This window comes from Mesorhizobium sp. M6A.T.Ce.TU.002.03.1.1 (genome assembly GCF_003997275.1).
Classification (GTDB): domain Bacteria; phylum Pseudomonadota; class Alphaproteobacteria; order Rhizobiales; family Rhizobiaceae; genus Mesorhizobium; species Mesorhizobium mediterraneum.
This window is the reverse complement of sequence record NZ_RZTI01000052.1, coordinates 24,119-38,296: the sequence shown is the minus strand read 5'-3', so window position 1 is coordinate 38,296 and position 14,178 is coordinate 24,119. Positions and strand designations below refer to the sequence as shown.

General features: G+C 63.0%; 8 protein-coding genes. 4 read left to right on the top strand and 4 right to left on the bottom strand.

All coding sequences use genetic code 11. The features are described 5' to 3' along the window. A partial coding sequence (locus EOC93_RS17020) for a M23 family metallopeptidase (RefSeq protein ID WP_164759168.1) occupies positions 1-1,093 on the bottom strand: 1,093 nt, incomplete at its 3' end. A gap of 159 nt (positions 1,094-1,252) precedes the next feature. Then, the gene (locus EOC93_RS17015; RefSeq protein ID WP_127205189.1) at positions 1,253-1,720 is read right to left on the bottom strand and encodes a peroxiredoxin; all 468 of its coding nucleotides are present in this window, start codon (positions 1,718-1,720) and stop codon (positions 1,253-1,255) included. Positions 1,721-1,816: 96 nt separating this feature from the next. Here EOC93_RS17015 and EOC93_RS17010 point away from each other — a divergent pair, with 96 nt between their 5' ends. After that, complete coding sequence (locus tag EOC93_RS17010; protein WP_127205188.1) at positions 1,817-5,203, top strand: DUF3971 domain-containing protein; 3,387 nt, start codon at positions 1,817-1,819, stop codon at positions 5,201-5,203. A 437-nt stretch (positions 5,204-5,640) separates the two neighbouring features. Here EOC93_RS17010 and EOC93_RS17005 read toward each other — a convergent pair whose 3' ends face one another. Together EOC93_RS17005 and EOC93_RS17000 are read right to left on the bottom strand one after the other, a co-directional pair. Then, positions 5,641-6,012, bottom strand: a complete 372-nt coding sequence (locus EOC93_RS17005) for a hypothetical protein (RefSeq protein WP_095489612.1) — start codon at positions 6,010-6,012, stop codon at positions 5,641-5,643. Positions 6,013-6,182: 170 nt separating this feature from the next. Beyond that, positions 6,183-6,521, bottom strand: a complete 339-nt coding sequence (locus EOC93_RS17000) for a 4a-hydroxytetrahydrobiopterin dehydratase (RefSeq protein WP_095489695.1) — start codon at positions 6,519-6,521, stop codon at positions 6,183-6,185. Between the two features lie 841 nt (positions 6,522-7,362). On the opposite strand from EOC93_RS17000, the gene EOC93_RS16995 reads away from it, so the two are divergent. The 3 genes from EOC93_RS16995 to EOC93_RS16985 are packed head-to-tail and all read left to right on the top strand — an operon-like array spanning position 7,363 to position 14,155. Further along, positions 7,363-12,528, top strand: a complete 5,166-nt coding sequence (locus tag EOC93_RS16995) for a GAF domain-containing protein (protein WP_127205187.1) — start codon at positions 7,363-7,365, stop codon at positions 12,526-12,528. Next, positions 12,525-12,914 (top strand): response regulator, encoded by a 390-nt coding sequence (locus EOC93_RS16990; protein WP_095489610.1) that lies wholly within the window; start codon positions 12,525-12,527, stop codon positions 12,912-12,914. The genes EOC93_RS16995 and EOC93_RS16990 overlap by 4 nt, the downstream gene beginning before the upstream one ends. Further along, positions 12,911-14,155 (top strand): adenylate/guanylate cyclase domain-containing protein, encoded by a 1,245-nt coding sequence (locus EOC93_RS16985; protein WP_095489609.1) that lies wholly within the window; start codon positions 12,911-12,913, stop codon positions 14,153-14,155. The genes EOC93_RS16990 and EOC93_RS16985 overlap by 4 nt, the downstream gene beginning before the upstream one ends. The last annotated feature ends 23 nt before the right edge of the window (positions 14,156-14,178 follow it).

The window sequence follows — 14,178 nt, the reverse complement described above, 5'->3', positions numbered from 1 at the left end:
GCCCATAGCGCGTCGCAAAGCCATTGCCATGGTCGACCTCGACCATGCGGCCATAGCCGCCGTTCCAGCCGGCCTTGACGACGACACCGGGCGCCGTGACCTTGGCGGGCATTCCGGTCGGCGCTCTGAAATCCATCCCCGAATGCAGCGCGGCGGTGCCGAGGAGCGGGTCGGTGCGCACGCCGAATGGGCTGGTGACCGAACGGCCGGGGGCAGGATTGGCGAGCGGCAGCCGTCGCGCCTCGGTCTTCAGGCGGTCGAGCGCGTCCAGCGCCTCGTCAAGTTCTCTTACCTTGCTGTCGAACATCATCGAACTGTCGAGCGGTATCAGCGGACCGCCGGCATCGCTCTTGCCGAAATCGCTGTCGACCGGCAGGCCAGCCGCCTCAAGCGCCTGTGAAATCGCATCGGCGTTTCTGTAGGCGTTGTCGGCAAGCGCGGTGATGCGGGTGAGCTGCTGGCTCTCTATGGCCTTGAGCGACTCGTTGATCGACACGAACAGTCTGTCGGCACGATCGGCCGCCGTGTCGCTCGGCAGCGGATCGGAGCGGGTCGACCATAAGGAGAACGGCCTGGTGTCGCCACCGCCAAGACTGGCGCCGACGCTGGCAACCGAATAGGCCTGCGGCTGGGCGTCGGTCCCGCCGGCGCGTTTGTCCGGCTTTGCGGACGCAGGTGGCGCTCCGACGTCGCTCCCGGTGCGTTCGAGGATCGGGCCGAGGCGGCCATGGCGCAGGCTGAGCTGGGTCTGTCGCTCCAGCAGTTCGCCAACCTTGGTTTCCATGAGCTGCTGGTCGAGAAGCTGGCGGCTGGTGATCCGGTCGACCTGGGCGCGTAGCGCGGAGATGCGGTCCTCATAGGCCTGCTGCATGCGCGCCTGCCGCGCCGTGGTCGCGCCGATCAGGTCGTCGCGCAGCACGAGGTAGGAGGTCGCCAGCAGATAGCCTATGGCCATCGCTGCCAGCGCGGAGCCGCAAAATGCGGCAACCCATGGCCGTATGGTAAAATGCCTTATCTCGTTGCCCCGGGCGATAATGACCGTGTGGGGCTCCTTGCGCCTGCCAAAGACCGTTGACTGACTGGCTACGTTCACGGGACCAAGCTTTCGTTACGACACCAAACGACAAGCCTGATTACACATCATTAAGGTTAACGGTCGGTTGCTTGCGCGCAACGCCTTACACCCATGTGTTGTGCCCGAATTAGCGTGAGGCGCAGATTTTGCGCGTCTCACGCCTCACGTTGGCTGCCGTCAAAGCGCCCGCACCGCCTCCAGCACCGCCTCGGCGTGGCCCTTGACGCGAACGTTCCGCCAGATCCTGGCAATTCGTCCGTCGCTGCCGATCAGGAACGTTGCACGCTCGACGCCCATATAGCGGCGGCCATAAAGCTTCTTCTCGACCCACAGACGATAGGCTTCGATCACCTTGCGCTCCTCGTCGGCGACAAGATCGACGGTGAGGCCGTATTTCGATTTGAATTTGTCGTGTTTTCGGACGCTGTCCGGCGACAGGCCGATCACGACGGCACCGAGCTTTTCGAATTCCGGCTTCAACTGCGAAAAGCCGATCGCCTCATTGGTGCAGCCTGTGGTGTCGTCCTGCGGATAGAAGTAAAGTACGACCGGCTTTCCCAGCAATGCCGCGAGGTTGAGTGATCCGCCGCCGTCTCGGGGAAGTTCGAATTGCGGCGCAAGCTCGCCGACGTCGAGATCAGCCATATCGATGCCCTTGTTTGTGGTTACGCGCCAAGCCGCATCGATATAATGTCAAACCGGGATTCGTCCACCGGTCGAGTTCGTTCAACGGAAAATTGCGTGGATCAGGAGCAGCCGCAGCACGAGAAGATCAGATTCAGGCGTGATGAGATCACCGACCTGGGGGCCTTCCCGTCCGCGTGCCGCGTGCCGCCGCTCGGCCAAGCGTCGATCGGCCGCGGCGTTCGTGTTCTTGCACGGCTGTTTGCCGGCCTTGTGGCCCTCGTGCTGCTGGCCGTTGTCGCTGTGTATGCGATCGGCATTTCCGGTTTCGGCACCGAGCGGCTGCGGACCGAGGCGGAAATAGCCATCGAGAAATTGGCCGGCGTCGACGTCGATGTTGCGGTCGGACCGGCCCGTCTCACGCTCGACGGATCGAGCTTCATCGCGCTGCAGGTCAGCGACGTCAGCCTCAAGACCGCCGACGGCAAGCCGATGGCCGATGCCGGACGGGTCCGCTTCGGCATAAGGCTGATACCGCTGCTTTCCGGCGAGGTGCGGCTCACCAGCGCCAGGATTTCCGACGCGCGCATCATGATGGCGGCGATCCCGACTGCTGGCGACTGGACGGCGGCGCTGCGCAATGACGACGGCCTCATCGATCCGGAAAGACTATCCGATGCGGTCTTTGCCAACCTCAACCGCGCGCTCGACACGGTGCAGGTGGATTCGATGCGCCAGATCGACCTCAGCAATGTCGACCTCGTTCTGCCTGAGGCCGGCGCGGTCAAACTGGTCCGGATCACCGACGCCACCGTTGCGCAGTCGGGGCCGGGCGGCATGGAGTTTTCATCCTACGCGGATGTCGACGGCAGGGCACTCACCGTCGCTGCCACAGCCACCCGCGATACGACGACGCGGCTCGTGACGGCATTGGATGCGAGCGTCGAGATGGCGGAGGCCGGCAAGGCCGCGGCAGCGCCAGGCGGGAAGCTGGGCGCGATTGCCTTGAAGTTGGCGGGATCGGAAGGATCCGGCGAGAACGCGTCGCGGCTGACGGCCTCGTTGTCGCTCGCCGGCTCCGTGCTCGATCTCGGCCCGCGTGCGGGGATGCTTCCAGCCGATGTCGATCTCGATGCGACGCTTGTCGCCGGCGCCAACAAGATACAGGTGGACAGGCTGCAGGTGAGGACCGGTCGCTCGACGTTCGATTTCGCCGGTTCGATCGGGCCGAAGCCGGCGACTGGAACAACGGGCGAGGAGCCGTCCTATCGCTACGACCTGACCAGCGACCGTTCGACGCTGGCGCCTTTGGAATCATCTGAACCTGCGCTGGATTTCATCGCCCGCGTCGCCGGCGTCTACCAGACCAGGAGCCATAAGCTCGTGGCCGAGCAGATCGGGATCAGGTCCGGGGGAGCCAGCGAGGCGCTGGGCACGGCGTCGGTCGAGTTCGTTGAGGCAAAGGTGCCGGGCATATCCGTTGCCTTCAACGTCCACGATATGCCGGTCTCGCATGTCAAGCAGTTGTGGCCCTGGTTTTCCGCGCGAAACGCCCGCCTTTGGGTGCTGAAGAACCTGTTCGGCGGCCGCGTCGTTGACGCCAGCCTGCAGTTCCAGGTCGTGCCGGGGCGCCTGGGCAACGGGATTCCGCTATCCGCCGATGAAGTGTTCGGCCGTTTCCAGATCGAAGGAGCGCGCTTCGATACGGCCGGTCACATTCCGCCGATACGCGATGCCGTCGGCGTTGTCGAATTCCACGGCAACAACGTCGATGTCGCGCTCTCCTCGGGCAACGTCTATATGGTCAGCGGCCGCACGGTGGCGGCGAGCAACGGCACGATGACGGTCAAGGCGGCAAACCGCCCGCCGGTGATCGGCGCGCTCGACATCGACGTCGCCGGCGAGGCGTCTGCAATCGCCGAGCTCGCCTCCTATGAGCCGATCAACGCCATGCGCCATGTCGGCCTGCTGCCGGACGACCTGTCCGGCACGGTGACTGGCCACGTGAGAGCGGACATTCCGTTGCAGTCCGGCGTCGACACCTCCCAGCTCGATTGGCTGGTGGCGCTCGACTACAAGGACCTCTCGCTGGCCAAGCCGTTCGAAGGCCAGGCAGTGACGCAGGCCAACGGTTCGATCACTGTCGAGCCCAATCGGGCCGTGATCTCCGCCAAGGCGCTGCTGAACGGCATTCCAGCCGAGCTCGACCTGATCGAGCCGCTCAACAATGCCGGGCCGCCACGCAGCCGGAAAGTGGCGCTGGTGCTCGACGACAAGATGCGCGCAACCGCCATGCCTGGCCTGTCGGCGCTGCTTTCCGGAACCATCAAGGTTGCGATCGACAAGAGCGGCGGCAGCAACCAGACTGTTTCGGCGGACCTGACCAACGCCAGGCTGGACATTCCGTGGGCAGGCTGGAGCAAGGGACCCGGCATTCCAGCCAAGGTCACATTTGCCATGACCAAGTCCGACGACACCACGACGCTGTCCGACTTCGACCTGGATGGAAAGACTTTTTCGATCGACGGCGGCGTGGTGCTGGCCAACGGCGCCCTGTCCTCGGCGCGGTTCAGCAAGGTCACGTTGAACCGGGGAGACGACGTTGCCGTGTCGGTGAAACGATCGGGCAAGGGCTACGCTATCGACATCAGCGGCAACGCGCTGGACGCGCGCTCGCTGATCAAGCAATTCACGTCCGATGTCGACACCGCCACCAAGGCCACGGGTTCCGACGCAATTTCCGTCAGCGCCGATGTCAATTCCCTGACCGGCTTCCACAACGAGACACTGTCGAACCTGAAGCTCGACTACAGCGCCGCCGGCTCCAGGGTGAACGGGCTCAGGGTGAGCGCCACGGCAAGTTCGGGTGCTGCCATAAGCATCAGCAATACGACCGGCGCCGGCAGGCGCGCCCTCAACATGACGTCGGCCGATGCCGGCGCCATCCTGCGGTTCCTCAACATTTACGAGCATATGGAGGGCGGTTCGATCACACTGGCGCTCGCCGGGGCAAGCGATGGGCCGATGAAGGGCCAGGTCGATTCGAGCAACTTCTTCGTGGTCAACGAGCCGAAACTCGCCTCGCTCGTATCGACGACGCCGGCCGGCGACAGCCGCAGCCTCAACGAAGCCGTCAAAGCCAATATCGACACGTCGAGAGTGAAGTTCGAGCGCGGCTTTTCCGAGATCGAGAAGGGCGCCGGCTATCTCAAGCTGGCCAATGGCGTGCTGCGCGGTCCACGCATCGGCACCACCTTCCAGGGCACGCTCTACGACCGGAACAACAACATGGACATGACCGGCACGTTCATGCCGGTCTATGGCCTCAACCGCATCTTCGGCGAACTTCCGCTTTTCGGCGCGCTGCTCGGCAATGGCCGCGATCGCGGCCTGATCGGCGTGACCTACCGGCTCAGGGGCGATGCCAACAAACCGAAACTGGACGTCAATCCGCTGTCGGTGATCGCGCCCGGAATTTTCAGGTCGATCTTCGAGTATCGGTGAGGTCAAACCGCAATCACTTCAAGCGACCGAGTCTTGACCCAAAGCGGACTCTAGCTCGCCCCGGCTGAATAGACGACGGTTTCCGCGCACGTAAGGAATGGCAGCTTTGCGCCCAATGTCGGCCGTCGAGGCCAGCTTTGCCACTTTCCGTAAGCAGACATTGCCGGCATACATATTGAGGTCGCGGTTTCCTTCCCTGGAGGCTTTCCGACGCCGGCCCCCTGCCGGAGGACAGGCTTTCGCTTGGGCCGGCATCCGAAACCCTACACATGACCGGACGTTCCCGGCACCTCTCCAAAGCGGGCGTTCGCGCTAGCGGGAGTTGCCCCAAGGGGTAGTCCAACTTCTGGCGGTCCCACAGCCTAGCCCTGGACGGTCTTACTCCGCCCGCACACTCGGCACCTATCGCCGTGGTCATCGGCTCGCACTGACTTGCGTCAATAGACGGGGCAGCCGCGCTCGCGGCCGAAAGTCAGATAGACGCGCTCACCATCGCGCGACCGACCGCGCACTTCGATGGTGCGACGACCCGCCGAGACGATGCGTGCCCGTCGGACACCTATCCGCTCGGCCTTGTCGAGCGCTTGGCCTTCCGTGCAGCCGCGACGAACGACCCGCTGCTCGACATAACGATCTTCGTAGCAGTCATCGTCTTCGTAAGGATCGCAACGTTCGCGCGTGCGCAGTTGCGGGCCATCGCGGCCGATGCTGAACTCGAATTCTTGTGCCGCGGTGGAGCCGGTAATCAGCGGCAAGCCCGAAATGCCCATTGCCAAGGCAAGGACCGTATTGATCAGGAAATTGCGCATAGTCGGTCCTCCGTTTAACACCACAACGATTTGGGAGGGCTTGGGTTTCAGCAGACCACGTGGTTTCTTTGGGGCATGGGGATAATCTGGAACCGTCTATCGGCAGCGGTTCCAGATTTCGATAGCAAAGTGCGACACGCAGCTCGGCCTGCGCTGAGCAAGGGCGGCGCTTACAGACCAGCTAGCTGATTGATCTTCGCTGCCATGATGAAATCGTTCTCGTGCAGGCCTCTGATCTTATGGGTCTGCAGCGAGATTTCCGCGTAGCCCCAGCCGAAGCAGATTTCCGGATGGTGCCCTTCCTCTTCCGCCAACCGGCCGACCCCGTCGACGAAGGTGAGTGCTTCCCGGAAATCCGCAAACTTAAATTTGCGGCGTATCAGGTGTCCGGCCTCCAGAAGATTCCAGCCGGGCGTCTGGGAAAGATATCCGCTGGCTTCCTTCTCGGTCAGCGGCGGTATGCCGCCGCGGCAAGGTGTACAGGTTTTCTGGGCAATGCTCTCTGCCATGACGATCTCCCCTTCTTGTTCCAAGTGGAGCGACCACTGTTTACCGCACTCGATATTTGCTCGCATAGTGCTTACGGAGAAACTTGCGAATCTGATCGGCAAGGCGCTTGTTGTCCGTCTCCCTCGGCCGATCGCGGCGCTTTTGTCGACTCGGTCGATCGGTACCCCGGCTCCGTTTCGGGTGTTTGTTCATCTCAGATCATCAGCGGCAACGGGGCCGTCTTCCGTTCAGAGACGATCTCGACCGGGTTCCGATCGCGAGCCCGAACCGAGGACGCTCTCTGACCACCAGCGCCGGCGACTGGCTGTATCGCCCGGTCAGGCCGGCCAGCAGACCTACCCCATCGATCGCTTCATCGACGGATTTGCGAAAATCCATTCCCACACAACCGTTATGGCGCAGGTATTGTGAACGGCAAGCTCAAGCCCGAACAGAACCGGTTTGCGCCGCCGATCCTAGCCGCCGGATTAGTCAGTAGACGGCGAACTCGCGCCCCATGTCGGCCGTTGAGGTGATGTTTGCTGCGGCCCGATGCAGACGTTGCGACCACCCTGAACATCGCCGTTGCGCCAACACCTGACATTGCTCGTAGATACAGGAAGGTCGCGATCAAGCCCACGCAGGCCCTCAGCAGGAAGTGCCACCTAAAGGTTCTGATTTCTGGCGAACCGCTCTATCGGTGGAAAAAAAACGTCGAGAGTCGGGCTACCGATCTTCCTCGCTGCGAATGGGGGACGAATCGATCGACCGTCGGTGACCTAGTATTTTTAGCTTTATTCTGCCTATGGTTCGTGTCTCAACTTAGTGGGCAGCGGTGCGACCGAGGGCTAGAACCTGCACATGCGGGAATCACACGGCCAACTCGAAGCTAGGATTGAGCTTCTCACGTTCGAGCTCAACGAAGCCCTCGAACGCGAGACGGCGACCGGCGAGCTGCTTCGCGTCATCGCCTCGTCGCCGACCGATATCAAGCCGGTCCTCGACGCTGTGGCGGCGAGCGCCGCCCGTCTTTGCGACGCCTACGACGTGATCATCCGGCTCAAGAAGGACAATATGCTCCATCTCGGTGCGCATTCGGGCCCGATTGCGGTCGACGAGGCGCCGTGGCCGCTGGAGCGCGACCGGGTAATGGCGCGATCGGTGATCGATGCGAGGACCGTGCAGGTCGAAGACCTATCCGAAGCCGGGGCCGAATTCGCGGCAGGCCGGGAAATGGCCATTCAGTACGGCTTTCGCACCATTCTGGCGACACCTCTCGTGGGCGATGGAAGAGCGATCGGTGCGATTAGCCTGCGGCGAAGAGAGGTGAGACCGTTCAGCGACAGGCAGATTGAGCTTCTGAAGACCTTCGCCGACCAGGCCGTGATGGCCATCTCGAACGTGCGGCTGTTCGAAGAAGTGCAGGCGCGGACGGCCGAACTCAGCGAAGCGCTGGCTCAGCAGACCGCGACGGCCGACGTGCTCAAGGTAATCAGCCGGTCGGCCTTCGACCTTGAACCCGTACTGCAGACGCTACTCGATTCGGCGATCCGCCTGGCCGGCGGTGATATGGGCGCGATCTCACTGCGCGATGGCGATTGGCTACGGGTCATGACCGGGACCGGTTGGACCGATGAACTTCGCGCTTATGAGAAGAGCCATCCACACCCGATCGGGCGTGGGACATTTCAAGGTCGAGCCGCCCTCGAAGGGGCAACCGTTCATGTGCCCGACGTGTCCAAGGATATGGAATACAAAAGGCCGGAAGCGGCTACCATGGGCGATTTCCGCGCGGCCCTTTCGGTCCCCCTCAAGCGAGGCCAAGAGGTGATCGGTGTCTTCGGCATGGCGAGACGAACCGTGGGGCCGTTCTCACAACGCCAGATCGAACTTGTGGAGAGTTTCGCCGACCAGGCGGTCATCGCGATCGAGAACGTGCGCCTGTTCGACGAGGTGCAGGCGCGCAATCGCGAAGTGACCGAGGCCCTGGAGCGCGAGACCGCGACGGGCTCCATCCTGCGCGTCATCGCGGCGTCGCCCACCGACATCCAACCGGTTCTCGACGCCGTCGCTGAAAGCGCCGCGCGTCTCTGCGATGCCCATGACGCGACAATCTATCTGCGGCAGGGCGATCGTTTGGCGGTCGGGGCGCATCATGGGCCAATTCCGGTCGACGACGCCGGGCTGCCTGTCGCCCGTGACGTGGTCACCGGTCGCGCGGTGCTCGACCGGGCACCGGTCCATGTTCATGACCTGACCGAGGCGGGTGTAGACTTTGCGACTGGTAGGGCAATGGCCCACCGGCTCGGCTTCCGCACCATCCTTGCGATCCCACTGCTGCGTGACGGGGAGGCGGTCGGAGCGCTGATGATCCGGCGCATCGAGATGCGGCCCTTCACCGACAAGCAGATCGCGCTGCTCAAGACTTTCGCAGACCAGGCCGTCATCGCCATTTCCAACGTTCGGCTGTTCGAGGAGGTTCAGGCGCGGACGAGGGATCTGCAGGAAAGCCTGGAATACCAGACCGCCACTTCCGACGTGCTCGGCGTGATCAGCCGCTCGCCGGCGCAGGCGCAGCCGGTCCTCGACACCATCGTAACGACCGCCGGCCACCTCTGCGAGGCGGACTATGCCTATGTCTACATGCGCAAGGATGACGGGAAATATCATCTGGTGGCGGCGCACCCGGCGGACGCCGCGCAGATCGACTACTGGCGCGCCAATCCGGTCAGCCTCGACCGCGGCACGACCACCGGACGCACGGCATTGGAGCGGCGAACGGTGCATATCCCGGACGCGACCGCCGACCCGGCCTATACGCGCTCGGAATGGATCAAGCTGAGCGACGCGCGCACCTTTCTTGGCGTACCGCTGTTGCGCGATGGCGATCCGATCGGCGTCATCGCGGCGGCGCGCAGGCGCACGGTGCCCTTCTCGGACCGCCAGATCGAACTGATCACGACCTTCGCCGACCAGGCGGTGATCGCGATCGAGAACGCCAGGCTGTTCGAAGAGGTGCAGGCGCGGACGGCCGAACTGACCGAAGCGCTTGCTCAGCAGACCGCGACGGCGGACGTGCTCAAGGTTATCAGTGCCTCGACATTCGATCTCAAGGCGGTGCTTCAGACGCTGATAGAATCCGCGGTGAAGTTATGCGGGGCCGAACTGGGTGGCATATATATGCTCGACGGCGACGTTTACCGCATATCCGCTTCGCATGGGGACTCGCCTGAGTTGAGAGCCCATGAGGAAGCCCATCCCAATCGGGTTGGCCGGGATTCCTGGGTTGGTCGCGCCGCATTGGAAAGGGTGGTCGTTCATGTCCCCGACGTGACCCTGGACTTGGAGTATGGTACTCCAGATGTGCCAAAAATAGGAAAGTTCGCAGCTGGATTATCGGTGCCGTTGTTGCGCGAAGCGATCCCGATTGGTGTCTTCTCGATGGCGCGTGCAAAGCCAGGCCCGTTTTCCGAGCGCCAGATCGAACTCGTTCAGACTTTCGCCGACCAGGCCGTCATCGCGATCGAGAACGTCCGCCTGTTCGAGGAAGTGCAGCAGCGGACGCGGGAGGCCACCGAGGCGCTAGAGTACCAGACGGCGACCAGCGATGTGCTTGGCGTCATCAGCCGCTCGCCCACTGATGTGCAGCCGGTGTTCAACATGATCGCGCAAAGTGCCGCCCGTCTGTGCGAAGCGCAGTTCTGCTTTGTCTACAGATATGATGGCCAGCTTCTGCATTTCGTCGCGCATCACGGCATCACCGAAGAAAGCGTTGAGATCGTACGCAACACCTTTCCCGTGGCACCTACTCGCGGCAGTGCCGCCGAACGGGCGATTCTCTATCTTGAGGTGGCGCAGATCCCGGACCTCACCTTGGATAGTGAGTTCACGCATCGCGCCGCGGCGGCTTTCTCGGGCCTGCGCAGCGTTGTCGCCGTGCCGGTGCTGCGTGACGGCCTGCCCATCGGTTGCATAGCAGTCGGGCGTGCTGAGACGGGCTTTCTTGCCGCCAAGCAAGTCGAACTTCTGAAGACCTTCGCCGACCAGGCCGTGATCGCCATCGAGAATGTCCGCCTGTTTGATGAGGTCCAGGCGCGCACGGCGGAGCTCAGCGAGTCGCTCCAGCAGCAGACGGCGACCGCAGATGTGCTGAAAGTCATCAGCGCATCCGCCTTCGACCTGCAGACGGTGCTGGACACTCTCGTGGAATCGGCAGTCCGGCTGTGTCGCGCGGACAAGGGTTGCCTCGAACGAATTATCGATGGCAGGTTCGAATATGCGGCCATCACCGGATTTCCCCCGGGCTTCAGGGAGTATGGCGAAACGCACCAGACGGAACCCGGCCGCGGATCGGCTGTGGGGCGCGCTGCCGAAGAACTGCGCGTCATCCAGATCGAAGATGTCACCGTGGACCCCGAATATACACATTCGGCGATTGCCGCGGTCGGCGGCATGAGCACCGTCCTTGCAGTGCCGCTGCTTCGTGAAGGCGAACTCCTTGGCACCTTTGCCATGATCCGCACCGAGGTGCGGCCCTTTAACGAGAGGGAAATCGAACTGGTCAAAACCTTCGCCGACCAGGCGGTGATCGCCATCCAGAATGTGCGCCTGTTCGACGAGGTGCAGGCACGTACCGCAGATGTCAGCGAGGCGCTGAGGCAGCAGACGGCGACGGCGGATGTGCTGAAGGTGATCAGCCGCGCGGCTTTCGACCTGCCCACCGTGTTGAACGCTCTGGTCGAATCGGCCGCCAAGCTGTGCGGAGCAAGCTATGGCGGAATCTTCCTTCGTTACGGCAACATGCTGCGTGGCCGCGCCACTATCTCCGAAAGAAAAACCGATTGGATGATGGATCATCCGATCGCAATCGACCGCCGGTGGCTTTCGGGACGCGTAGCCCTCTCGGGTAGTATCGAGTACATACCCGACGTGGAGGAGGATGCGGATTTCAATCTGCAGGAATTCCGGGCAATCACCGACACAAGGGCGCTGATGGGTGTTCCGATGCTCAGAGAAGGCAAGGTCGAGGGCGTGTTCTTCCTCGGGAAGATGGAGCCGAATTCATTCACTTCGCGCCAAGGCGAACTTGTGCAGACGTTCGCCGACCAAGCCGTGATCGCGATCGAGAACGTCAGGCTGTTCGATCAGGTGCAGGCGCGCACTGAGGAACTGTCGCGCTCGCTGGACGACCTGCGCAAGGCCCAGGATCGGCTCGTGCAGACCGAAAAGCTCGCCTCGCTCGGCCAGCTGACCGCGGGTATAGCTCACGAGATCAAGAACCCGCTCAACTTCGTCAACAATTTTTCCTCGCTGTCCGGCGACCTGGTCGTGGAGTTGCGCGAGGCGCTGCAAGGCGCGGCGATTGACGACAAGATCCGCGCGGAGATCGATGAGTTGTCGGACATGCTGAAGGGCAATCTCGACAAGGTGGTACAGCACGGCAAGCGCGCCGACTCGATCGTCAGGAACATGCTGCTCCACTCGCGCTCGGGCTCGGGCGAGCACCGGCCGGTCGACATCAATGCCGTCGTGGAGGAGAGCTTGAACCTCGCCTATCATGGCGCCCGCGCCGAGGGGAAAGGCTTCAACATCATGTTGGAAAGGAATTTCGATCCAGGCGCCGGCGAGGTCGATCTCTTTCCGCAGGAGATCACCCGCGTGCTGTTGAACCTGATCTCCAACGGCTTTTACGCGACGACGAAACGGCGGGCGGCTGAAGGCGAAACGGGTTACGAGCCGGTGTTGGCGGCATCGACGAAAAGCCTGGGCGATGCGGTCGAGATCAGGATCCGCGACAACGGCACCGGCATCCCGCCGGAGGTGAAGGAAAAGATGTTCAACCCGTTCTTCACCACCAAGCCGGCGGGCGAGGGTACGGGGCTCGGCCTGTCCTTGAGCCACGACATCGTCGTGAAACAGCACGCAGGCACCATAGAGGTCGACACCGAGCCGGGCGCCTTCACCGAATTCCGCATCGTCTTGCCGCGCGGGGCCGCGACGCTCGCCAAAGCAGGAGGCAACGCTTGAGTCTGCTCATCCTGGTCGTGGACGACGAGCCTGATGTGGAGGTGCTGTTCAGACAGCAGTTCCGGCGCGATCTTAGGGTAGGACGCTTCGCCATGGCCTTCGCGCTTTCGGCGCCGCAGGCGCTCAACGTAATCGAGGCAGCGGACAGCGCCTCGCTCATCCTCATCCTGTCGGATATCAACATGCCGGGCATGAGCGGCCTGGAGCTTCTGCCGAAAGCGAGGGCGTTGCGTCCCGATGTGCCCGTGATCATGATCACCGCCTATGGCGACGCAGAGACCAATAGGAAGGCGCTGGAAAACGGCGCCGAGGCACTATTGACGAAGCCGCTCGATTTCGTCGCGCTACGCGGCGAGATCGACGTTCGCGTCGGGCTCGCGGCATGACGGCGCTGATCCTGGTCGTCGACGACGAGCCGGACCTGGAGCCGCTGGTCCTGCAGAAATTCCGCCACCAAATCCGCGACGGCGCCGTGAGCTTTATCTTCGCCCGCGACGGCGTCGAGGCGCTCGACCTGATCGCCGCCAATCCCGACATCGAAATGGTCGTTACCGACATCAACATGCCGCGCATGGACGGGCTGTCGCTTCTTGCGAAGCTCCAGGACGCCGAGGAGCGGCTGTCGACCATCATCTTGTCGGCCTATGGCGACATGGCCAACATCCGGACCGCAATGAACCGCGGGGCCTTCGATTTCCTGATGAAGCCGATCGATTTCGCCGACCTCGAGACGACTATCGCCAAGACGCTGAGGCACCTTTCCCTTCTGCGCGACGCGCGGGGCAGGCAGGTGGCGGCCGAGCGCGCGCACGCCTCGCTGTCGCGCTACTTCTCGCCCAACCTCGCCGAGCGGCTCGCCGGCGACGCTGGCGAGCTTGCCGGGCAGCGACGCGAGGTGGCGTCGCTCTTCACTGACATCGCCGGCTTCACTGCGCTGGCGGAAACGCTCGACCCGGCGGTACTGGGCGAACTCCTCAACGCGTACCTCGCCGGCATGACCGAAATCGTTTTCCACCACGAGGGCACGGTGGCCAAGATCGTCGGGGACGCACTGCATGTACTCTTCGGCGCGCCGGGCGAGCAGCCCGACCATGCCGCCCGCGCGGTCGCCAGCGCGCTTGACCTCGACGACTTTTCGGAAGACTTCCGCGCCGGCTGGCGCGCCAGGGGCGTGGCGCTCGGCCCCACCCGCATCGGCGTCCACGCCGGGCCGGCGATCGTCGGCAATTTCGGCGGCGCCCGCTTCTTCGACTACTCCGCCTATGGCGACACCATCAACATCGCGGCGCGGCTGGAAGCCGCCAACAAGCAACTAGGCACCCGTATTTGCGTGAGCGAGAGCGTCGCGAGGCAAGTTGTGAATTTCCGAGGGCGGCCGGTGGGTGACCTCGTGTTGAGAGGACGAACGGAGTCGCTGCGCGCTTTCGAGCCACTGCGGCCTGAGCAATGCGACGACCTCGCGACAAAGGATTACCTCGCCGCCTTCGCCAAGCTGGAAGCCGGCGACCCTAGTGCGGTCACCTCGTTCGCTGCTGAAGTAGGCAGGCGCGCAGAGGACCAGCTTGCGAGCTTCCACTTGAAGCGATTGCTGAACGGGGCGACAGGTCCGCGGATCAACATGGATTGATCGAGCCTACATTCAAATGTCCG

Coding starts and splice junctions, on each gene's coding strand:
- EOC93_RS17015 (WP_127205189.1), bottom strand. CDS start 1,720: ATGGCTGATCTCGACGTCGGCGAGCTTGCGCCGCAATTCGAACTTCCC.
- EOC93_RS17005 (WP_095489612.1), bottom strand. CDS start 6,012: ATGCGCAATTTCCTGATCAATACGGTCCTTGCCTTGGCAATGGGCATT.
- EOC93_RS17000 (WP_095489695.1), bottom strand. CDS start 6,521: ATGGCAGAGAGCATTGCCCAGAAAACCTGTACACCTTGCCGCGGCGGC.
- EOC93_RS16995 (WP_127205187.1), top strand. CDS start 7,363: ATGCGGGAATCACACGGCCAACTCGAAGCTAGGATTGAGCTTCTCACG.
- EOC93_RS16985 (WP_095489609.1), top strand. CDS start 12,911: ATGACGGCGCTGATCCTGGTCGTCGACGACGAGCCGGACCTGGAGCCG.